We start from the raw sequence: 21,115 nt of genomic DNA on the forward strand, positions 1-21,115 counted from the left end.
GTACGGGGGTCAGGCGAGCGAGAGGAACAGTTTCTCCAGCTCTTCCTCGGTCAGCGGCGGCTGTTCGCCCTCCGCCGCGTTCATGCAGTCCCGCATGCCCGAGGCGATGATCTTGAAGCCGGCCCGGTCGAGGGCCCGGGACACGGCGGCCAGCTGGGTCACCACGTCCTTGCAGTCGCGGCCCGCCTCGATCATGGCGATCACGCCGGCGAGCTGGCCCTGCGCGCGGCGCAGTCGCTTGAGAACGGCGTCCGTGGCCACCGGGGTGCCGCTCATGCGCGCAGCGCGGCGCGGGCCGCGTCCAGGGCGTCGGGCGCCGGGCGGTTGAAGGGCAGCTTGCCGAGCATCGCCGCCATGGCGCAGGAGTTGCTCACGGCCGAGTAGACCAGGCCGGCCGCGACGCCGGCGGCCAGCAGACGGCCCTTCGGCGCGCGGCGGCCGAGCGCGAGCCCGGCCAGGACCAGGGAGCCGGCGGTGAACCGCACCTGCCGGTCCATCGCCCAGACCGCGCGGCCCTCGTGGGCCGCCGTGTCGACGGGCAGGCCCTCGGCCGTCCAGGCCCGGGTGCCGCCGTCGAGGCCGACCGCGTCCACGCCCGCGTCGGCCAGCTTGGCGCAGGCGGTCGCGGAGCGCTGTCCGGCGGCGCAGACCACGACGATGCGGCGCCGCTCGGCGGCGGTCCGCAGGTCGGGCAGGAGCGCGTCGAGGTGGTCGGCCGGCACGTTCACCGCGCCGGGCACGTGACCGGACGCGAACTCGCCGGGTGCCCGTACGTCGATGACGAGGGTGTCGTCGGCGGGGCGGGCGTGCAGCTCCGCCGGGGCGAGGGTGGTGCTCATGGTTCTCCCTGATGTGTGGGGGATAGGGGGGGATCAGGCGGCCCGGCCCGCGGACCAGGTGGCGTAGCCGCCGTCGAGATTGGCGGCGTCGCGGCCGAGTCCGGCGAGCAGGCGCAGCGCGGTGTGGCCGCGCAGGCCGACCTGGCAGTGCACGAGGAGGTCGCCGTCGGGCAGTTCGGCGGCGCGCTCGCGCAGCTCGTCGAGCGGGATGTTCACCGCGCCCGGGATGGCGCCCCGGGCGTGCTCGGCCGCCGTCCGTACGTCGACGAGCGAGGCACCCGCGGCCCGCGCCGCGTCCAGCTCGTGCCACTGGACGGTGCGGTCGGTACGGGTCACGAGGTTCTCGGCGATCATCCCCGCCATGTTGACCGGGTCCTTCGCCGAGCCGTACGGCGGGGCGTACGCCAGCTCCAGATCGGCGAGCTCGGGCGCGGTCAGCCCGCCCGCGATCGCGGTGGCGAGCACGTCGACGCGCTTGTCGACACCGTCCGCGCCGACCGCCTGCGCGCCGAGGATGCTCAGGTCGTCCGGGTCGAACAGGACCTTGAGCGCGATGGGGGAGGCGCCGGGGTAGTAGCCCGCGTGCGAACCGGGGTGCAGGTGCAGCGCCTGGTACCGGCGGCCCGCGGCGCGCAGCCGCTTCTCGTTCCACCCGGTGGCCGCCGCGGTCAGCCCGAAGACCTGGACGACCGCGGTGCCGGTGGCGGGCCGGGCCGACACCGGGCGTCCGGCGATCGCGTCGGCGACGAGCCGGCCGTGCCGGTTGGCCAGGTTCGCCAGCGGCACCAGGGTGCTCTCGCCGCTCAGCGCGTCCCGCTTCTCCGCCGCGTCGCCCACCGCGTAGACGGCCTCGTCGCTGGTGCGGCCGCGCTCGTCGACGGCGATGCCGCCGCGCGGGCCGATCGCGAGGCCGGCGGCGCGGGCCAGCTCGACGTCGGGGCGGACCCCGATCGCCATGAGGACGAGATCGGCGGGGACGCTCCGGCCGTCGTCGAGGACGACCTCGTGGTCCCGGACCGCCGTCAGCTGCGTACCGAGCGCCAGGTCGACACCGCCCGCCCGCAGCTCGGCGGCGAGCGGTGCGGCCATCTCCGCGTCGAGCGGCGGCAGCACCTGCCCGGCCAGCTCCACGAGCGTCACGTCGAGGCCGCGCCGGCGCAGATTCTCCGCGGCCTCCACGCCGATGAACCCGGCGCCGACGACCACGGCCGAGCGCGCGCCCGCCGCCAGTTCGTCCGCGATCCGGTCGGTGTCCGAGACGTCCCGCAGCGTGAACGCCCGCTCCACGCCCGGCAGTTCCGGCACGAAGGGCCGGGCGCCCGGGCTGAGGACCAGCCGGTCGTACGACTCGGTGTACTCGGTTCCGCCCGTCAGGTCGCGCACCGTCACGGTCCGGGCCTCCGTGTCCACGGCGACGGCCTCGCTGCGCACCCGCACATCGATCCGGAACCGGGCACGCAGCGCCTCGGGAGTCTGGACGAGCAGGGCGTCGCGCTCCTCGATCACGCCGCCCAGGAAGTACGGCAGCCCACAGTTCGCATAGCTGACATGGGCGCCGCGCTCCAGCACGACGATCTGCGCCTGCTCGTCGAGGCGGCGCAGACGCGTCGCCGCGGACATGCCGCCCGCCACTCCTCCGACGATCACGACCTTCACGGGAACCTCCTCCGTCACTGGTGAATCTATACCCCCGAGGGTATCAATCATACCCCAGGGGGTATCGATGCGGCCGAGGTGAGGGTGATCACGCACCGCCGCGCGGCAGAGGCGCGGAAAGTCGGACAGAAGGTGTCGGGATTTACGGGGATGCTCGGTGCGTCCGGCCGGTCCGGCCGGGTGGACCGACACGAAAGAGCAGGTCATGACGGACACAGCAGAGCCGGGCAGCACCTCGGACGACCGGCCGTTGCGCGGCAGGGTGGCCCTCGTCGCGGGCGCGACCCGCGGCGCGGGCCGCGGCATCGCCGTGGAACTCGGCGCGGCGGGCGCCACCGTCTACGTCACCGGCCGCACCACCCGCGAGCGGCGCTCCGAGTACGACCGGCCCGAGACCATCGAGGACACCGCCGACCTGGTGAGCGCGGCGGGCGGCCACGGCATCGCCGTCCCCACCGATCATCTGGAACCGGACCAGGTGCGCACCCTCGTCGAGCGCGTCGACGCCGAACAGGGACGCCTCGACGTCCTCGTCAACGACATCTGGGGCGGCGAGCACCTCTTCGCCTGGGACGCGCCCGTCTGGGAGCACGACCTCGACAAGGGACTGCGGCTGCACCGCCTCGCCGTCGAGACGCACGCCATCACCAGCCACTTCGCGCTGCCGATGCTGCTGCGCACCCCCGGCGGACTGGTCGTCGAGATGACCGACGGCACCGCCGACTACAACGCCGCGAACTACCGCAACTCCTTCTTCTACGACCTCGCCAAGAGCGCCGTGCTGCGCATGGCGTTCTCCCTCGGCCACGAACTGGGCCCGCGCGGCGCGACCGCCGTCGCCCTCACACCCGGCTGGATGCGCTCGGAGATCATGCTCGACGCGTTCAAGGTCACCGAGGAGACCTGGCGCGACGCACTCGCCGCCGAGCCGCACTTCGCGATCTCGGAGACCCCAAGCTACACCGGGCGTGCCGTCGCCGCGCTCGCCGCCGACCCGGACGTCGCCCGGTTCAACGGCACCTCGCAGTCCAGCGGGGGCCTCGCCGGGACCTACGGCTTCACCGACCTCGACGGCAGCAGGCCGGACGCCTGGCGGTACCTGGTGGAGGTGCAGGACGCGGGCAAGCCCGCCGACGTCACCGGATACCGCTAGAACCGGCGGCCGGTCAGACGTCGTCCGGATCGTCGATGCGCGCGGGCCAGATCCCGCTGCCGCCGCCGCGCCACTCGACGACGTCCGGATCGTCGAGCGGCGCGTCCTCGAGACCGGCCCGGCGCAGGAACGCCACCACGTCCGCCTTCGACCGGGCGAGGCCCGCGTCCTCGCCCCGGATGTAGACCCTGCGCCCGCCGGGCTGGGCCGCGTGCACCACGACCGAGGGGTAACCGTCACGTCCTGCGTCTTCGATCATGGACTCAGCTTCCTTCCGGCGGCGCCCGGCCGCACCTCGCGGCGGCAGGACGGTGAATCGGGCGGCGCGGGCGGTACGGGAGAGCTCCGACGGGGCACACAGTCTCCCGCGCCCCCAGCCGTCTCCCTCCGCGGAAGTGCCCATGCGTCTTCACCCCCTCCGCCGCCGTCACGCCCTCGCGGCGACCCTGCTGACCGTCTCGCTCGTCCACGGCGGGGCCGCCGGCGCCGACGGCCCCGGACCCGCGTCCGGCCCCGCGGCCCTCCCCGGCAAGGGCACCAATCTCCTCGTCGCGGGTCTCGACGTGCGCGGCGGTCTGACCCGCCAGGAGATCGACCGCCTGCACGTCGGCGGCGAGGAGTGCGGCTGCACCGACGTCCTGATGCTGGTCCACGTCGCCGCCGACGGCCACCGTCTCAGCGTCGTCTCGCTGCCCCGCGACTCCTACGTCCCGTTCGCCCCGCACGACCACCCCGCGCACAGCGGGAAGATCAACGGCGCCCACGCGCACGGCGGCGCCGACCTCACCGTGCGCACCGTCGAACAGGCCACCGGACTGCGCATCGACCACTACCTGGAGACCGACTTCCGCCGGTTCACGGAGGCGGTCGACGAACTGGGCGGCGCCGAGGTCTGCTCCGACGTCCCCCTCAAGGACGAGAACTCCGGCCTCGACCTGCCAGCGGGCACCCACGCCCTCGACGGCCGCGGCGCCCTGCGCTACGTCCGCGCCCGGCACGTCTTCCCGCCGGGCGACCTCGGCCGCGTCCGCAGACAACAGCGGCTGCTGCTCGGCATGGTCGCCCGGCTGACCGACGCCCGAATCTTCCGCGATCCGGCCGCCACCGTCCGCACCGCCCGGGCCCTCCTCGCGCACGTCCGCACCGACGACCACACCGACGTCGGCACCCTGCTCTCCCTGGCCTGGTCGCTGCGCGACATCGGCCCGCGCGACGCCGAGTTCGCCACCGTCCCGATCGCCGACTTCGACTACCGCGTCCCGGAATGGGGCTCCGCGCTGCGCTGGGACGAGCCCCGCGCGCAGCGGATGTTCGGCGCGCTGCGCGCGGACCGGCCCCTCACCGCCGAGTTCCCCTCCGGCGGACCCGCGCCCGTCGGGATGGCGCCGGCCGAGACCCGGGTGACGGTCGACGACCCGCGCGTCGCCGACGGCCTGCGCGCCAGCGGCTTCGCCGTGACGGCCACCTCGGTGCCGCGCGTGCGGCCGGACGGCCCGACCGTCGTCACGTACGACCCCGAACAGATCCGCTACGCGCCCTCGTTGACCACCGCGCTGCCCGGTGCGCGGCTGCGTGCCGTGGCCGGATCGGGCCCCGTCTTCCACGTCGCCGTCGGCAGCGCGGACCAGGAAGTGCGACCCGTGACGTACGACCGGAGCATGGTGGAGGGCGCTCCCGTCACCGGGGACACGCTGCGCTGTCCGCGTCCGGTGGCCGAAACGGGCTGAAAGCCACCCGTAGCCGGACCAGTTGGGTTTGCCGGAGCGGTCGGCCGACCCTCGGTATTCCGGTTACGGTGCTCTGGTGGTGATCAACGCGCAAGGCAACGACCAGGCACAACCCGCCGACCCCGGGACGGCGCTGCTGCTCGCGGCGGCCCCCGTCGGCAAGGGATGCCTCATCGACGCGGCGGCCGTGCTGCCCGCGCTCGCCGCGGTCCCGCCGAGCGCGCTCACCGGGACGGCGGCGGCCACCGTCGTCGAACTCGCCGACCCGCTCGACCCGCAGGCCGTCCTCACCCGGATACGGACCGCCGCCGCCCTGCCCGGACAACTGCACGTGTACGTCACCGGGCAGCTCCACCTCGATCACCGCCAGCACCTCCTCCACCTGGCCCTGGCCCGCACCACCGCGTCGACGCTGCGCTACACGGCGCTGCCCTGGCACTGGCTCACCGGTGAACTCGCCCTGCGCCGCCCGCACACCACCACCGTCGTCCTCGACCTGGTCGCCGACACCGACGCCTGGCCGCACGTGCGCGCAGGCGGCGTCGGTCTCGGTCACGGCATCCGCGTCTTCGGCCGGGTCAGCCCGCCCCCGCCCCGCCGGACGCTCCTGACCCCCGACTACCTCAGGGTCTACGCCGACATCTGGCGCACCGGCGTCCGCCCGCCCCTCGCGCACCTCCACGAGACCGCCGCCGGCCGCTCGGGCCCGGCCGAGGCGCTCTTCGTGGCGATGGACACGCCGGTGCGGGCCTTCCCGACGGGACAGGCGGCGCCGCCGGCGGGCGTGGCCCCCGCCGTCGTGGCGCCGATGCCGACGTCCGCCCCCGCGACACACCTGCCCCCGGTGCCGGCGGTCCTGGTCCCGGCGCCCGCCCGGCCGGCCCCCGTGCCGCCCCCGGCTCCTGCGCAGCCCGAGCCCGCCGCGGACCCGCACCCGGCCCTGCTCGCCGCCGCGCGGGCGGGCCGGCACGCGGAGGCCGCCGCCATCGCGGCGCGCTGGGAGAGCGAGGCGCTGCGGACGCACGGGGCCGGGTCGGCACAGGCCGTGCACTGGCTCGAGGTGCGGGCGGATCTCGCGCGGCTGGCCCAGGATCCCGGACGCAGCTGCGCACTGTGGGCCGAGGTGGCACAGACCAGGCTGGCCCGCGGGGAGACGCCCGCCGACGAGGACGTGACGGCGGCCGTCGACCGCGCCCACCACCAGTGGGAGCAGCTGGGGGACCCGGACCGGGCCCGCGCCCTCGCCGATCTCCTCACCACGCTGCGCCGGCAGGTACCGGGCCGCCGCCCGGGCGCCCTGGAGGCGATCCACCGCCGCCTGGAGGTACTGGGCACACCGTCCCCGCTGGGTTAGGCCGTGCGGTGACGGGTCCCGGACACCGTCAGCACGTGCGCCGCACGTACCCCTTCGTCCCGGCGGGCCGCACGTCGACGTCCCGCAGTACAAGGGACAGCTTCTTGCCGTAGGCGCGGCAGGCCCGGTCGAAATCGGCGGCGCGGTACTCGACGGCGAAGACCCGGTCGGCGTACGCCTTCGCGTACGCACCGCACTCGTCGTAGCTCCCGCACTCCTCCGAGACGGCGAAGTCGAAGCCGACGGCGGACCGCTTCGGAAGCAGTTCGGCGGTGTTCTTCTGACCGACAGCCAGCCCGGCCGCGTGCGCCCGGTCCGCCAGCAGTCGTGCGAAGGCGACCGCGTCCGCGGCGTCGAGCAGACCGTCCGAGCGCGAGTAGGAGTCCAGGTTGTCCAGCTCGACGGCCTGGAAACCGTCGGCGCCGCAGCCCTCGACCCAGCGGCCGACGATCTTCGCCAGACGCGCCCGCTTGGCGGCCGTGGAGATGTCGAACAGGGCCTCGTCCCAGTCCTCGTCGATCACCACGTCGTCCTCGTCGTCCCGCAGCAGCAGATCCGGATCGTCGCGCTCCCACCGGCGCAGCGCGTCCGGCTGCGCCTGGAACGCGTTGACGTAGCAGACGTTGTACATGCCCTTCGCGGGCTCGGCGCTCCGGTCGCGGGAGACGGCCCGCACCCCGGACGGCGGCTTGTACGGCCCGCCGATCTGGTAGTCGAAACCGACGTGCGGCGTCGGCCTGACCACCTCCGGGGTGTCCGTGCCGGAACCGGACGGCGAGGACGTCGACGAGCAGGCGGTCAACAGCAGTACGGAGGCGAGGACGAGCCCGACGGCCGACGGGCGGGCGGAACGACGCGAGGACGGAACGAAGATCACCACAGAACCTTAAGCGGCCACCGCGCCGTGACCCACCTCACGCACCCCTCGCAGGAGGCCGGGAACAACAGGCCCCCCCTGCCCGTTGAACCCACCGTGGACATGGATGGAGCAGTGTCCCCGGGCCCTACCCATAGCCCGCAGGGAAGATCGTTCGGCTGAAGCCCTGCGGAGCCCCCCGCCGAGAGGCGACCGCCATCCGTGCCCACCCAGAGCCGCCCCGGCCGTGATCCCCCGTCACGGTCGGGGCTTCCCGCTGTCCGGGGACCGGTGTCGCCGATCGACCCGTTCTTGATCGATCCATGTCCAGTCCGGGCGTCTGCGACTACAGTTCGGGGGCATGGCGCGTGATCAGGACACTCGGCACCGGCTCGTCACCGCGTTCCAGCGCAAGATCGTCAATCCGGTGACCAGACGGCTGCCGGGGCAGATGATCATCGAGACGACCGGCCGGGTCTCGGGGCAGCCGCGGCGCACGCCCGTCGGCGGACGGCGGATCGGCGACACCTTCTGGCTCGTCTCGGAGTTCGGGCTCAAATCCCAGTACGTGCGGAACATCCAGGTCAGTCCCGATGTGCGGGTCAGGATCCGCGGCCGCTGGTACCACGGGGTGGCCCATCTTGTGCCCGAGGACGACGCCCGGGCCCGGCTCAGGAGGCTGCCGCTGCTCAACAGCACCGCGGTCCGCGCGTTCGGCGACGAACTCCTCACGATCCGCGTCGACTTGGCCTGACCGCGGAACGGCCCGGGAGGGCGTGGACACGTCAGCGTTCTTCGGACGGGGTCCGGCCCTGGCATGATCGGGGCATGGCAGAACGTGTGATCGCCGCGTGTGACGGCGCGTCCAAAGGAAACCCCGGACCGGCCGCCTGGGCCTGGGTGGTCGCCGACGGCGACGAGAAGGTCGTCCAGTGGGAGGCCGGTGCACTGGGCACGGCGACGAACAACGTCGCGGAACTGACGGCTCTGGAGCGCCTGCTGAGCACGGTCGCGGCCGATGTCGCCCTGGAGGTCCGGATGGACTCCCAGTACGCGATGAAGGCCGTCACGACCTGGCTGCCCGGCTGGAAGCGCAAGGGCTGGAAGACCGCGGCCGGCAAGCCGGTCGCCAATCAGGAGCTGGTCGCCCGCATCGACGCCCTGCTGGAGGGCCGCTCCGTCGAGTTCAAGTACGTCCCGGCGCACCAGGTCGACGGCGACCCGCTCAACGACTTCGCGGACCGCGCCGCCAGCCAGGCCGCCGTCGCGCAGCAGGACGCGGGCAGTGCGCTCGGTTCCCCGGAGCCGCCGCCCTCGTCGCCGTCGTCGGCCGCCCCGGCCCGCGCCAGGACGCCCCGGCGCAAGAGCGGCGGTGCGACCGGATCGACCGGGTCCTCCTCGCGCACCCTCAAGGCGAAGTTCCCCGGGCGCTGCCGCTGCGGCCGCTCGTACGCCGCCGGTGAGGACATCGCCAAGAACCCCGACGGGTGGGGCCACCCGGAGTGCCGCGAGTCGGCCTGACGGCACGGGCGAGGGGCACCGGCCCCTCGCCCGCGACGCGCTGCGGTCAGTCGGAGACGCGGACGTAGTCGACGACGAGCTGCTGCGGGAGCTGGGTGCTGCCGTCCGGGTCGCCCGGCCAGTAGCCGCCCACCGCCAGATTCAGGATCACGAAGAACGGCTTCTCGAAGACCCACTGGTTGCCGCCCACGTCGGCGGGCGTGCGGGTCTGGTACACGGTGCCGTCCACCGACCACTTGATCTCGTTCGGCGACCAGTCCACCGCGAAGGTGTGGAAGTCGTCCGCGAACGCCTGACCGTTCGGCAGCGAGTACCCCGCGCCGATCCCGCCCGAACCCGAGTAGCCGGGACCGTGGATCGTGCCGTGCACGGTGGACGGCTCGAAGCCGACGTTCTCCATGATGTCGATCTCACCGGAGTTCGGCCAGCCGACCGAGCCGATGTCGTCGCCGAGCATCCAGAACGCGGGCCAGATGCCCTGGCCGCGCGGTATCTTCATCCGCGCCTCGACGTGCCCGTGCGTCGTCGAGAACTTGCCCGACGTGTTGAGCCGCGCCGAGGTGTACTCGCACGTGCCGTACCAGCACTGGTAGTTGGACGGGTTCTCCTTGCGGGCCGTGATGACCAGATGGCCCTGGCCGTCGAGTGCGGCGTTGCTGTTGCCGCCCGTGTAGTACTGCCGTTCGTGGTTGTTGACGTTGTCGCCCGTCTCGGTCTGCCACTTCGAGCCGTCGACCGCCGAACCCGCGGGCCCGTCGAAATCGTCGGAGAAGGTGACCGCGGCGGCCCGGGCGTCGTCCGTGCCCGCGGCGTTGGCGACGGGCACGAGTCCCGCGCCGAGGCACAGGAGCGCGGCCGCGCCCAGCGGGAGGCGGCGCCGCAGGAACGTGCGGGAGCGGTGTGAACTGCGCATGGAGCATCACGTCACTTCGGGTAGGGGGATCGTGTCTGTCTCGGACACGCCAGAAAGTGAAGACAAGGGAGGTGCGCATGGTGCGATGAGTTCAAGGGTTGATTTAAGGGGCGCCCGGAAGACACGTCAAGGGATTCGTCCGTACCAACTTCCGCCGCGGCCCCCGCGCGAGGCCCGTACTAGGGTGCTTCGTGATCACGCCAGCCGATCGAACAGGGAGCCCGGGTGACCACGCTGCGCTGTGCCGTACTCGACGACTACCAGGGCGTCGCCCGCGAACTGGCCGACTGGGACCGCCTCGCCGGCCGCGTCGACGTGCGCTTCCTCGACCGGCACCTCACGGACCACGACGCGCTCGCCACCGAACTCGCCGACTGCGAGATCGTCGTCGTGATGCGCGAACGCACCCCCTTCCCGGCCGGGCTCATCGAGCGGCTGCCCCGGCTGCGGCTGCTGATCACCTCGGGTCTGCGCAACGCCTCCATCGACCTCGCCGCCGCGACCGCGCACGGCGTCACCGTCTGCGGCACACCCAGCGGCTCCGAGCCCCCGGTCGAGCTGACCTGGGCGCTGCTGCTCGGCCTCGCGCGCGGTGTCGTGACGGAGAGCGTCAGCCTCCGCGAGGGCGGCCCCTGGCAGTCCACGCTCGGGGCCGACCTGCACGGGAGCCGCCTCGGACTGCTCGGCCTCGGCAAGATCGGCACCCGCGTGGCCCGGGTCGGCGCCGCCTTCGGCATGGACGTCGCCGCGTGGAGCCAGAACCTCACCGAGGAGCGCGCCGCCGCGGCGGGCGTCACCCTCGCCGCGTCCAGGGAAGAACTCCTGGAGACCAGTGACTTCGTCTCCGTGCACCTCGTCCTCGGCGACCGCACCCGCGGACTGATCGGCGCCGACGAACTGCGGCGGATGCGGCGCACCGCCTATCTCGTCAACACCTCGCGGGCCGCGATCGTCGACCAGGACGCCCTCGTCCGGGCGCTGCGCGAGGGCTGGATCGCCGGAGCGGGCAGCGACGTCTTCGAGACCGAACCGCTCCCGCTCGACCACCCGCTGCGCACCGCCCCGAACTTCCTCGGCCTGCCGCACCTCGGCTATGTGACACGGCGCAACTACGAGGGCTACTTCCGGGGCGCCGTCGAGGACATCGAGGCGTACCTGTCCGGGAACCCCGTCCGCACGCTGGGCTGAGGCTCCCGGCCCCGCCCGCACCGGTGGACGGGGCGCCGGGCCGCCTCCCGCGACGGTCCGGCGCCCATGGTCAGTCGCTCCGCCCGGAGACCTGCCGCGGCGTCAGCCCGGTGCGGCTGCCGACGCCCCCGATGGGCACCGCGTGGTCGAGGCCCACGAACCGGCCGTCACTCTGCCAGAGGGCGGGCTCGAGGAAGGCGTACTTCTCCTCGTCCCACGTTTTCCAGTCGTCCTTCAACAATCCGCCCGTGTCACCGGAGTTGGGGTTGAGGCACCAGAACGTCTGGTTGATCCGGTGTTCGGTGATGAAGTCCCTCAGCGCGGTCATCCACTTCTGGTTGTCGGCTCCGTCGAGGCGGCCGCCCCATTCACCGATGAGCAGCGGCGCGGTGCCCCGGTCCTGAAGGTAGTACCAGTTGGGCTGCCACACGTCCTCGGTCAGGGTGTCCTTGTTCCAGTCGCCCTCGAACCAGGGCTGCCGGAAGACGGCCGGACCGTAGTCGTGCGGTGAGTAGACGAGCTGGTCCTGGTCCTTGCCGAGGTCGACGGGGTGGTCGGCGGCGCCCCGCAGGTTTCCGCCCCACCAATTGAAGTGGTAGTCGGCCTCGTTCGTCGACTGCCAGTTCTCGCCGTCGCGCGGGTAGATCTCGATCCCCTCGCAGAGCACGAGCAGGTGCGGGTTGATGGCGAGGATCCGCCGGCCGGCCGTCTGGCAGGCGTTCTTCCAGTTGTCCTCGTCGGTGGAGTCGTCCCACTTGGCGCGGGGACTCTCGGTCTGCTTGCCGTGCGGCTCGTTCTTCACGTCGGCCGCGATCACCGTGTCGTCGTTCTTGTACCGGTCGGCAAGCCACTCCCAGGCCCGGTAGAAGTCCTCACTGGTGATGGCGCCCTTCCACCACACCGGGTACATGTGGCCCGAGTTGTCGGCCTCCGCGCTGTGCACGTCGAGCATGACCTTGATCCCGTACGTCTTGCACAGCTCCAGGAAGCGGTCGAACACCTCAAGGGTGGTCTTGTCCTTGAGGTCCGGGTTCTCGTAGGTGTTGACCGCGCTGGACACCGCGGCCCTGCCCGCCTGCCACTCCAGGACGAGCTGGGTGCTGAGGGGGACGCGGATGGTGTTGAGGCCGCGCTCGGCCATCTGGCGGGTGATGGTCTCCAGGTTCGCCGACCACAGTCCGTGGAAGACGCGTTCGGTGGTGTTGAACCCGAACCAGTTCGTGCCGGTCATCCACACCGGATCGCCCTGCTCGTCGACGACCTGGGCGCCGTCGGTGTGCAGCCAGTCGTCGCCGTCCGCGGCCGCGGTCTTCGTGGAGTACGACGCCTGCGTCGCCTTCGTCGACGGCGCCGTGCTCACCGCCGGGTACGCGTTCTTCACCAGCATCGCGAACTGGGCGTCGAACCAGTGCCCCGCGAGCGGTGCGTCGGGCAGGGCGCCCGTCTTGACGCCTTTCGGAGTGGTGAAGTCGGGGTCGCAGTTCGGGTCGGGGCGCTTGCCCTCGCCGTTGTCGATGTCCTCGCCGGAGCCGTCGGACTCACCGGGCGGCTTCACCCACAGGTAGGCGTCGACGCCGGGCGCGTCGGCGGGCGCTCCCTGCGGCCGTGCGCCGAGGCCCGCGCCCTGCTGGTTGCACCAGTTGCCGCGGTCGGTACGCCGGTCCACGCGTCCGGAGGTGACGTAGGCGTCGGCCGTGTCGCCGCTCGCGCCGCCGGGCCGGTCGGCGCCGCCCCAGCCGTTGCGCGAGGTGTCCACGAGGACACCGAGCCCGTCGGACCAGCCGGCCGCCGCGAACGAGGTGCGCAGCGCGTCGGCGTAGTCCGCCTCGTCGAAGTTCGGGTTCCACTCGTAGAACTTTGCCGACTTCAGCGCCTGGCCGCCCACCGTCAGATCGGGGTCGTCGAGGTGGGGTTCGGTGGTGGGCGTGTAGTTGGAGACGTTGGTGACGACTCCGTCGACGCTGTCGAGCCCGGCCTTCGTGCCGCGCGCCGTCTCGGTGTAGAGGTCGACGACGCCCTTGAGGTTGTCGTCCCAGCCGAGCCAGCCGGAGTGTGCCGCGTCCAGGTACGTGTAGACGTTCGGGAGGGCGTGGAGTTTGTCGAGGGCGTACTGGACCGCCTTGACCTGGAGGCCACTGGCCTTGGCCTGGGCGCACTCGGGGTCGGAGAGGTTGGTGACCAGGTTGGGCAGCCCGTCGGGTTCGATGACGGTGGTGATGCGCAGGTCGGCGTACTTCGGGTCGGCCAGCGCGTCGGCAATGGGGTCGATGTACTCCTTCTCGTAGCGCTCCAACCCGGCCTCCGTGAGCGGGAGTTCGCCGTTGGAGGCGAGGGCGGAACAGTCGCGCCCGGGGAGGTCGTAGACGACGAACGTCGCGGTCATGGGGGTGCCCGGCTGCTTCTGGGCGAGGGCCTTGTCGAGGTGGCCGGTCAGGCCGAGGCGGCCGTCGTTGGCGGCGCCGCCCTCGATGGCGGCGATCCGGTCCAGCCAGACGGCGGTGGACTGCCCGCCGACGCTGCGCATCCGGGCCGCCAGGTCCGCGTCGTCCTCCTTGTCGGCGGACTGCTCGACGCGGGACGTGTAGTCCGGGTTGACGTAGGCGTCGGCGCCCTGGAACGGGTTGTCGACGTGCTCGGCGGCGCGGGCGGTGCCCGCCGTCGCGGACCAGGGGGTGAGCAGGGCCGCGGCGAGCGCCGTGGCCGTGAGGGCCGCCGCGCCGGACGGACGGGTCAGGCGTCTGCGGTGCGGGCGATGGCCGCGCAATGGATTCCGGTGCACTCTTCTGTCCCTTCGTGGGGTGGACACAGGGGTGGACACTGGGAGGGGAAAGCGGGCGTGACGCCCGGTCAGGAGACGCTGAGGGAGAAGGAGTCGGTGCGCAGTCCGGTACCGCCCTGCCACGGCTCGAACCCGGCCTGGACGCTGGTGAGATACCAGTCGGCGCGCACGCTGCCGCGCGCGGTCGCGTCGTCGGCGAACGCCCTCAGATCAAGGTCGGTGACCGCGTCCGTGGGGCTCGTGCGGACGTAACTGATGACGTTCCAGCCGATGTTGCCCGTCCACACGTCGTAGTTCGCGCCGCCGACGGTGACGTTGCCGGTCTTCTGGCCGACGGGCTGGACCGGCCCCTGGTACTTGTTCCAGATCATCAGCTCGCCGGCGTTCTGGCCGGTGACCTGGGCATCGGGGTCGAACCAGAGGTCGTAGGCTACGTCGTAGACGCCGCTGGTGGGGGAGTGCGTGGACCAGCTGCTGGTCACCCGGTTCATCGCGTCGACGCGCAGCGGCAGACCGCTGCCGGTGGTGCAGGCGCCGTAGTGGCAGCCCGCGTAGATGGACGGGTACGAGGCGGGGGCGCCGCTCGTCGGATTGGCGTGGTCGGCGCGGGTGACCTCGAACGAGGTGCCGTCGACCGAGAGGCACTGGGCCGTCGACGCTCCCCAGACGTTGTTCTGGACGGTGTACCTGCCGCCTTCCACGCTCAACGTGTCGAACGCGCCGCAGAGTTCGGTGGAGCGGGCCGAGGCCGTCGCGGGGGAGGCGGACGCGGAGGCGAGCAGGAAGCCTGCCGCGGCGAGCACGGCTGCCGCCGTCCTGGCTCGACGGGCGGCGGTGGGGGGACGCTTCACGTCTCTTTCCTTTCGATGGGTTCACGATCATGGGAGCGCTCCCATTCCAGTGCGGGGAGGCCCGACCGGAATCGTGGGGAACTCCGGGGCCCGCGTCAATCAATCGCGCGAGTTTCGGACGACGGCGCAGGTCGGCACCGCGCCGTCGAAACCCGTCACCGGTGCGGGAGCGTCGCTCAGGCGCATCCGGTACGGAAACCGGTGGCGGCGAGACCCGAGCAGAAGGCCCCCCGCGCGTCCGTGTTCCGCGACAGCCGTCCGTCCGCGAACCAGGTCGAGTCGGGCGGGAAGTCGAACGAGCCGTCGTCCTGCCCGTCCCAGCCGTAGCGGAAGTCGAGGTTGATGTACGTGACCGTGCTGATGACGTCGGACAGGTCGTAGGTGCCCGCCATGTTCGGGATGGGGCCGCGGTAGTCGAGGAGACCGAAGAGCCGCTTCGTCCACATCGCGCCGCGGACCGGTTCGGCGCCGCTGGTGTCACCGGCGTCGGCGGTGAAGTTCATCATCCCGGACTCGGAGACGATCATCTTCTTCCCGTGGTCCTGCGCGAACTTCATCATCTTCAGGACGTTCGCGTCGTAGTCCCAGTTCTTCCAGACGGCGCTCGGATGGCCCGAGGAGTCGGTGGCGAGGTAGGCGTTGCGGCACTGCAGCGCGGACGTGTCGTAGTTGTCCGGCGGGGTGCCGTTGTAGAGATAGCCGCCCAGGTCGTGGAGGGGCATGCACAGTTCGTGGGCGAAGATCGAGACACCGACCTGGTCCACGGCCGCGTCCCCGGGGTAGAGCTTCTCGAACTCGCCGCGTACCGGGTGGAAGACGAACCGGACGTTGTTCTGGTGGATCCGCCCCTCGATGAGCGAGCGGATGCGGGCGAAGGCGTTCTTGTACGAGGCGCAGGTGTCGTCGGTGCAGTGGTAGAAGGAGCTCACCTCGTAGTCGAGGCGCAGCAGGAACGTGGCCGACGGATGGGCGTCGACGAAGTCGATCAGCGTCGCGAACCGGTCGGCGTACTTGCCGTCGGCGAGTTCCTGCGTGACGGCGCGGGACCGGGCGGCCTTGGCGTTCTCGTCACCGCCCTCGAAGCCGGGCGGGTTGTCCTTCCAGCTGATGCCGACCTGGACCGTCTTGCCCTGGCCGGCGAGGAAGGACGCGTAGTCGGCGTGGCCGGGGCCGACCCAGGTGCCGGAGGCGAGTTCGTAGTAGACGGAGCCGCCGTCCGGGGCCTGCCCGAAGGACGTGTAGTCGTCCCAGGCGGCGCGGGTGGACTGCCCGATGAGCAGCGACCGTGGGGTGGACGGCGCCGCGGAGGCGCTCGTGCTCCAGGGGAGCAGCCACGCGAGGGCGAGGAGCACGGTGAGGAGCAGGAGGTGGGGACGGGCTCTGCCGCTCAGGTCTGCGGTGCGCATGAGGTCGCTCCTGACTGCCGGGCCGCCGAGGTGGGGTCGGCCCGGCGCGGTGGGGGAAGGGGGCGGCGGGACGGCAGGGGGAGCGGCCGTCCCGCCGCGGGGAGGGGTGGTTCGGGGTCAGCCGTTCGTCCAGCCCGGGCCGCGCAGTTGGGCGAGGAAGCGGTCGCGGATCGTGGGATTCGCCTGGATGCGGGAGTCGCCCCAGTAGCCGTTGGCGCAGCCGGGGCCGCCGGCCTGGGCGCCGTCGGCGCACTGCCACTGGGTCTGGCTGTCCCAGTCGGTGTTGATGTAGGCGGCGGCGCGCACCACGTCCCGGTTGGCGGCGATCCAGTCGAAGTAGGGCTGGTACCACTCGTTCCAGATGGTGTCCGCGTCGGTGGCCGACGGGCTCTTGCGCATGATGCAGCTCTTGGTGCCCGCGCCGTTGTCGTAGCCCTGCGGCGCGGACTCGGCGACCATCACCGGTTTGCCGTGCCCGCGGGCGAAGTCGAGCACGCGGCCCTGGAGGGCTCCCGGCGCGGTGTCGGTGGCGCTGCATCCCCACTGGGTGGCCACGGATCCGCCGGAGTAGAACGAGGACATGCCCACCCAGTCGACGTACTGGTCTCCGGGGTACCAGGCGTCGAAGTGGTGCGGGTCGGTGACGACGTAGTTCCACTCGGGGTGGTCGGTGCTGGTGTTCAGCGGCCAGGCGGCGGTCTGCCAGACCGTCGCGACCTTCGTGGCGCCGAGGGCGTCGATGCGGCCCTTGATGTAGGCGAACGCCTGCTTGTAGAAGTCGGCGTTGTAGCAGTTCCAGGGGCCGTCGAACTCGTAGCCGATCCGCAGGAACACCTGGCGGTCGTAGCCCTTGAGCCGGTTCACCATCTCGTCGACCTTGTCGCGGTAGCGCGTGATGAGGTTCGGGCTGCCCGAGGTCACGTCGCTGTCGTTCGTGCCGATGATGGCGCGCAGCGGCTGGTTGTTGCAGCCGCTGGTGGCGTCGGAGAGGTAGAGGCCGACGGCGACGGCCGCACCCGGGTACTGGGCGAGGGTGCTGTCGAAGTCGACGGTGCCCGCACCCCAGTTCGCGGGCCCGGTCATCCCGGCGAGCGGCTCCGGGTTACCGCCGAGCACCAGGTTGGTGTAGAGCGTGACGCCGCCGGGAGCGGGCGCGCCGAGCGCGGACCGGTCGAGGACGTCGCGCTTGTAGTCGGCGAGCGTGTCGCTGTCCTGGCCCATGAGGGACAGCGTCGTGCCGTCCGGTGGGAGGTTGCGGGCGGTGCCGGCGGAGTCCGCGGCGGCGGGCAGCGTGCCGAGCAGACCGAGCACGGCCGCCGCCACCGTCATGACTCCCAGTTTTCTGAGGCGGTTCACGGGTCAACTCCTCGGAGTGGGGGGATGGGTTCCGCCCCGCATCGTGAGGACCGCTCCGCGTTACGTCAATGAATCACGTAAGTTTCGTAGAACTTCGCTGGTTGCAGCCTTGCCTCCGAAACGAGTGCTGTGGCTGTAGGAATGTCTTCAGTCCTCAAATGCCCTGCGATCAGGCAAGGTTCCCGTGCCGGTGACGCTCGCGTCGGCATCGAATGTTTTCCGAAACTCTTGACATTAAGTTTCGACAACCGTCAGGTTGTGCGCATCGAAACGCCTTCGCGTCCCTCGGTCTCCCACTCACTCACGATCCCCGGAGGTCCCTCATGGGCTCCTCGCATGCCCGCAGATCTGTCGCCGCGGCGGCCGGACTCGCCACCCTGCTCGTTCTGTCCGGCTGTTCCTCCGGCTCGGTGGAGTCCGACGGCAAGATCACGCTGACCGTCGCCACCTTCAGCGACTTCGGGTACAAGCCGCTGATCAAGGAGTACGAGAAGGCGCACCCCGACATCGTGGTGAAGGAGCGGATCTCCCAGCTCGACCAGCACCACAACAGCCTCTCCACCCAGCTGTCCTCGGGCAGCGGCGCCGCCGACGTCGTCGCCGTCGAGGAGGGGTACCTGCCCAAGTTCCGCACGGTGCGGGACAAGTTCGTGAACCTCGCCGACTTCGGCGGGCTCAAGCGCAAGGACGAGTACCTGCCCTACAAGTGGGCGCAGGGCACCGCCGACGGCGGCAAGTTCGTGATGGGGTACGGCACCGACGTCGGCGGCCTCGCCATCTGCTACCGCAAGGACCTGTTCCAGCAGGCCGGACTGCCCACGGACCGGGAGGCGGTGGGCAAGCTGTGGCCCACCTGGGACGCGTACTTCAAGACCGGTGACACCTTCCGCGCCAAGGTGAAGGACCACACGTGGTTCGACTCGGCGGGCAACGTGTTCAGCGCGATGATGAACCAGACCGAGTACGGGTTCTTCGACGCCCGCGACTCCTACATCGCCGCCGAGAACCCCGACGTGAAGCGGTCCTTCTCCGCCGCCGCCGACGCCGCGGCCGACGGCATGTCCGCCAACCTCGTCCCGTTCAGCCAGCAGTGGAACGCCGGCATCAAGCAGGGCCGGATGGCGACCATGACCTGCCCCGCCTGGATGACCGGCCTCATCCAGACCGCGGCCGGCAAGGAGGGCGAGGGGAAGTGGGACATCGCCGCCGTGCCCGGAGGCGGCGGCAACTGGGGCGGCTCCTTCCTGACGGTGCCCAAGCAGGGCAAGCACACCAAGGAGGCCGCCGACCTCGCCGCGTTCCTGACCTCGGCGGACTCGGAGAAGAAGATCTTCCAGGGGCCCACCGGCTCGCTCCCCTCCCTGACCGGCGCGCTCTCGGACCCGGCGGTGCAGAACACCCGGCAGAAGTACTTCGGCGACGCCCCGACCGGCAAGATCTTCGCCGCCTCCGCGCAGGGCCTGAAGCCCAGTTACCGCGGCACCAAGGACCAGCAGGTGCGCATCCCGTTCGCCAACGCCCTGCAACTCGTCGAGCAGCGCAAGGCCTCGCCCGCCGAGGCCTGGAACAAGGCCCTGACCGACGCGGCGAAGAACCTCAAGCACTGACCGCCCGACACCCCAGCCCGTAAGGAGGCCTCCATGGCGGTCCACACCGCCGGTGCCGAGCGCACCCTCGGCACCGACGCACCACCGGGCCGCCGTGCCCGCAGGCGGCCGACCCGGCAGAGCCGCGTCACGCCGTACACCTTCATCGCACCGTTCTTCGTCGTCTTCGGGGTGTTCGGGCTCTACCCGCTGCTCTACACGTTCTGGGTGTCCCTGCACCGCTGGGACCGGCTCACCGGCGACGGCGGATTCACGGGCCTCGCAAACTTCCGCGACCTGTTCGCCGACCCCGACTTCTACAACGCCACCTACAACACCTTCAGCATCTACCTGCTCTCCACCGTCCCCCAACTGCTGCTCGCCCTGGCCGTCGCCTGGCTGCTCGACCGCCGGCTGCGCGCCAGGACGACCTGGCGGGCGCTGGTCCTGGTGCCGCAGTACGTGTCCGTGGTCGCCGTCGCCCTCGTCTTCTCGCAGCTCTTCGGCCGCGACTTCGGCGTCGTCAACTGGATCCTGGAACAGCTCGGCCTGATCAGCGCCCCCGTCGACTGGACGGCGGACACCTGGAGTTCGCACCTCGCCATCAGCTTCATGGTGATGTGGCGCTGGACCGGCTACAACGCCCTGATCTATCTCGCCGCGATGCAGGCCGTCCCGCGCGACCTGTACGAGTCGGCGATGGTCGACGGCGCCGGCCCCTTCCTCACCTTCCGCCGCATCACCCTGCCCGCGATCCGGCCGACCCTGCTGTTCACGGTCGTCATCTCCACCATCGGCGGCCTCCAACTCTTCGCCGAGCCACTGCTGTTCGACTCCCAGGCCAACGCCGAGGGCGGCACGGAGCACCAGTTCCAGACGCTGACGCTGATGCTCTACAAGTACGGGTTCATCAACAACGACGCCGGATACGCGTCCGCCATCTCCTGGGTGCTGTTCCTCGTCATCGCCGCCGTCGCCGCGCTCAACTTCTTCCTCACCCGACGCCTCGGCGGCTCCGACCGATGACCCCCGCCCCCGAAGGAAGCCCCCGCATGGCCACCTCCCTCTCCGACAAGCGACCGCGCACCCGTGTCACGGGCCCCCGGCGCCACGACAGCGCCGGTCCGCTGGCCTACGCCCTGCTCGCCGCCGTGGTCCTGGCCTCGATCTTCCCCCTGTACTGGACGTTCGTCGTCGCCTCGCACAGCGACAACTCCGTTCTCGGCGGCTCGACCCCGTCCCTGGTGCCCGGCGGCCACCTGCTGGAGAACATCCGGCGCGTCTTCGACACCGTCGACTTCTGGAAGGCCCTCGGCAACTCCTTCACCGTCGCGGGCACCACCGCCGTCAGCAACGTCCTGCTCTCCTCGCTCGCCGGGTACGCCTTCGCCAAACTCCGCTTCCCCGGCCGCGACGCCCTCCTCGTCGTGGTGATCACCACGGTGATGGTGCCGACGCAGCTCGGCATCATCCCGCTGTACCTCCTCGTCACCGACATGGGCCTGTACGGAAAGCTCAGCTCGCTCATCGTGCCCGCGCTGGTCTCCGCGATCGGCGTGTTCTGGATGCGGCAGGCCATGGAGGAGAACATCCCCGACGAGCTGATCGAGGCGGCCCGGATGGACGGCGCGGGCCAGCTGCGCACCTTCTGGTACGTCGCCTGGCCCGGCGTCCGCTCGGTCGCCGCGGTGCTCGGCATGTTCACCTTCATGTTCGCCTGGAACGACTACTTCTGGCCGCTGATCGCCCTGCCGCCCGAGAACGGCACCGTGCAGATCGCCCTCAACCAGCTCGCCGCCGGTTACTACACCGACTACACCCTGATGCTGGCCGGCGTCGTCGTCTCCGTCGTCCCCGTGCTCGCGCTCTTCGCCGTACTGGCCCGGCGCATCGTCTCCGGAGTCATGGCCGGCGCCGTGAAGGGGTGAGC

The 21,115-nt window shown here is 71.5% G+C and carries 19 protein-coding genes; 9 read left to right on the plus strand and 10 right to left on the minus strand.

What is annotated here, in order from left to right; genetic code table 11:
* Positions 1-9: 9 nt before the first annotated feature.
* The 3 genes from ABZ930_RS00230 to ABZ930_RS00240 are packed head-to-tail and all read right to left on the minus strand — an operon-like array spanning position 10 to position 2,495.
* Entirely contained in the window at positions 10-276 is a 267-nt protein-coding gene (locus ABZ930_RS00230; RefSeq protein WP_361538922.1) for a metal-sensitive transcriptional regulator, read from the minus strand.
* The gene (locus tag ABZ930_RS00235; RefSeq protein WP_361538925.1) at positions 273-839 is read right to left on the minus strand and encodes a rhodanese-like domain-containing protein; all 567 of its coding nucleotides are present in this window, start codon (positions 837-839) and stop codon (positions 273-275) included. Before ABZ930_RS00235 ends, ABZ930_RS00230 begins: the two co-directional genes overlap by 4 nt.
* 33 nt (positions 840-872) lie before the next feature.
* Positions 873-2,495 carry an FAD-dependent oxidoreductase gene (locus ABZ930_RS00240; protein ID WP_361538928.1) on the minus strand — a complete coding sequence of 541 codons (1,623 nt, stop codon included), beginning with the start codon at positions 2,493-2,495 and terminating at the stop codon, positions 873-875.
* Between the two features lie 205 nt (positions 2,496-2,700).
* Here ABZ930_RS00240 and ABZ930_RS00245 point away from each other — a divergent pair, with 205 nt between their 5' ends.
* Positions 2,701-3,648, plus strand: coding sequence for an SDR family oxidoreductase (locus ABZ930_RS00245; protein WP_361538931.1), 948 nt, complete (start codon positions 2,701-2,703; stop codon positions 3,646-3,648).
* Between the two features lie 13 nt (positions 3,649-3,661).
* Here ABZ930_RS00245 and ABZ930_RS00250 read toward each other — a convergent pair whose 3' ends face one another.
* Positions 3,662-3,907 carry a hypothetical protein gene (locus ABZ930_RS00250; RefSeq protein WP_361538934.1) on the minus strand — a complete coding sequence of 82 codons (246 nt, stop codon included), beginning with the start codon at positions 3,905-3,907 and terminating at the stop codon, positions 3,662-3,664.
* A gap of 142 nt (positions 3,908-4,049) precedes the next feature.
* Here ABZ930_RS00250 and ABZ930_RS00255 point away from each other — a divergent pair, with 142 nt between their 5' ends.
* Together ABZ930_RS00255 and ABZ930_RS00260 are read left to right on the plus strand one after the other, a co-directional pair.
* Complete coding sequence (locus ABZ930_RS00255; protein ID WP_361538937.1) at positions 4,050-5,375, plus strand: LCP family protein; 1,326 nt, start codon at positions 4,050-4,052, stop codon at positions 5,373-5,375.
* A gap of 76 nt (positions 5,376-5,451) precedes the next feature.
* Entirely contained in the window at positions 5,452-6,729 is a 1,278-nt protein-coding gene (locus tag ABZ930_RS00260) for a hypothetical protein (protein WP_361538940.1), read from the plus strand.
* 28 nt (positions 6,730-6,757) lie between these two features.
* On the opposite strand, the gene ABZ930_RS00265 is transcribed toward ABZ930_RS00260, so the two are convergent.
* A complete protein-coding gene (locus ABZ930_RS00265) occupies positions 6,758-7,606 on the minus strand; it encodes an endo alpha-1,4 polygalactosaminidase (protein ID WP_361538943.1) in 849 nt (282 codons plus the stop codon).
* Positions 7,607-7,946: 340 nt separating this feature from the next.
* Between ABZ930_RS00265 and ABZ930_RS00270 the strand changes: the two genes are divergently transcribed.
* Positions 7,947-8,339 carry a nitroreductase/quinone reductase family protein gene (locus ABZ930_RS00270; RefSeq protein ID WP_361538946.1) on the plus strand — a complete coding sequence of 131 codons (393 nt, stop codon included), beginning with the start codon at positions 7,947-7,949 and terminating at the stop codon, positions 8,337-8,339.
* A gap of 74 nt (positions 8,340-8,413) precedes the next feature.
* Positions 8,414-9,106: a ribonuclease H gene (locus ABZ930_RS00275; protein WP_361538949.1), complete on the plus strand. Its 693-nt coding sequence runs from the start codon at positions 8,414-8,416 to the stop codon at positions 9,104-9,106.
* Between the two features lie 46 nt (positions 9,107-9,152).
* On the opposite strand, the gene ABZ930_RS00280 is transcribed toward ABZ930_RS00275, so the two are convergent.
* Complete coding sequence (locus tag ABZ930_RS00280) at positions 9,153-10,019, minus strand: glycoside hydrolase family 16 protein (RefSeq protein ID WP_361538952.1); 867 nt, start codon at positions 10,017-10,019, stop codon at positions 9,153-9,155.
* A gap of 225 nt (positions 10,020-10,244) precedes the next feature.
* On the opposite strand from ABZ930_RS00280, the gene ABZ930_RS00285 reads away from it, so the two are divergent.
* Complete coding sequence (locus tag ABZ930_RS00285) at positions 10,245-11,207, plus strand: D-2-hydroxyacid dehydrogenase family protein (protein ID WP_361538955.1); 963 nt, start codon at positions 10,245-10,247, stop codon at positions 11,205-11,207.
* A gap of 70 nt (positions 11,208-11,277) precedes the next feature.
* Here ABZ930_RS00285 and ABZ930_RS00290 read toward each other — a convergent pair whose 3' ends face one another.
* The 4 genes from ABZ930_RS00290 to ABZ930_RS00305 all read right to left on the minus strand — a co-directional run bounded on the left by ABZ930_RS00290 (position 11,278) and on the right by ABZ930_RS00305 (position 17,599).
* Positions 11,278-13,986 (minus strand): glycoside hydrolase family 6 protein, encoded by a 2,709-nt coding sequence (locus ABZ930_RS00290; protein ID WP_361538958.1) that lies wholly within the window; start codon positions 13,984-13,986, stop codon positions 11,278-11,280.
* 68 nt (positions 13,987-14,054) lie between these two features.
* A complete protein-coding gene (locus tag ABZ930_RS00295; RefSeq protein ID WP_361538961.1) occupies positions 14,055-14,837 on the minus strand; it encodes a glycoside hydrolase in 783 nt (260 codons plus the stop codon).
* 176 nt (positions 14,838-15,013) lie between these two features.
* Positions 15,014-16,243: a hypothetical protein gene (locus ABZ930_RS00300; protein ID WP_361538964.1), complete on the minus strand. Its 1,230-nt coding sequence runs from the start codon at positions 16,241-16,243 to the stop codon at positions 15,014-15,016.
* 117 nt (positions 16,244-16,360) lie between these two features.
* Positions 16,361-17,599 (minus strand): endo-1,3-beta-xylanase, encoded by a 1,239-nt coding sequence (locus ABZ930_RS00305; protein WP_361538967.1) that lies wholly within the window; start codon positions 17,597-17,599, stop codon positions 16,361-16,363.
* A 323-nt stretch (positions 17,600-17,922) separates the two neighbouring features.
* Here ABZ930_RS00305 and ABZ930_RS00310 point away from each other — a divergent pair, with 323 nt between their 5' ends.
* The 3 genes from ABZ930_RS00310 to ABZ930_RS00320 are packed head-to-tail and all read left to right on the plus strand — an operon-like array spanning position 17,923 to position 21,113.
* Positions 17,923-19,206 carry an extracellular solute-binding protein gene (locus ABZ930_RS00310; RefSeq protein WP_361538970.1) on the plus strand — a complete coding sequence of 428 codons (1,284 nt, stop codon included), beginning with the start codon at positions 17,923-17,925 and terminating at the stop codon, positions 19,204-19,206.
* 33 nt (positions 19,207-19,239) lie between these two features.
* Complete coding sequence (locus ABZ930_RS00315) at positions 19,240-20,211, plus strand: sugar ABC transporter permease (protein WP_361538973.1); 972 nt, start codon at positions 19,240-19,242, stop codon at positions 20,209-20,211.
* 26 nt (positions 20,212-20,237) lie between these two features.
* On the plus strand, positions 20,238-21,113 hold the full coding sequence (locus tag ABZ930_RS00320) for a carbohydrate ABC transporter permease (RefSeq protein ID WP_361538976.1): 876 nt from the start codon (positions 20,238-20,240) through the stop codon (positions 21,111-21,113).
* Positions 21,114-21,115: the final 2 nt, after the last annotated feature.

It is taken from the genome of Streptomyces sp. NPDC046716, from assembly GCF_040645755.1.
Lineage (GTDB): Bacteria > Actinomycetota > Actinomycetes > Streptomycetales > Streptomycetaceae > Streptomyces.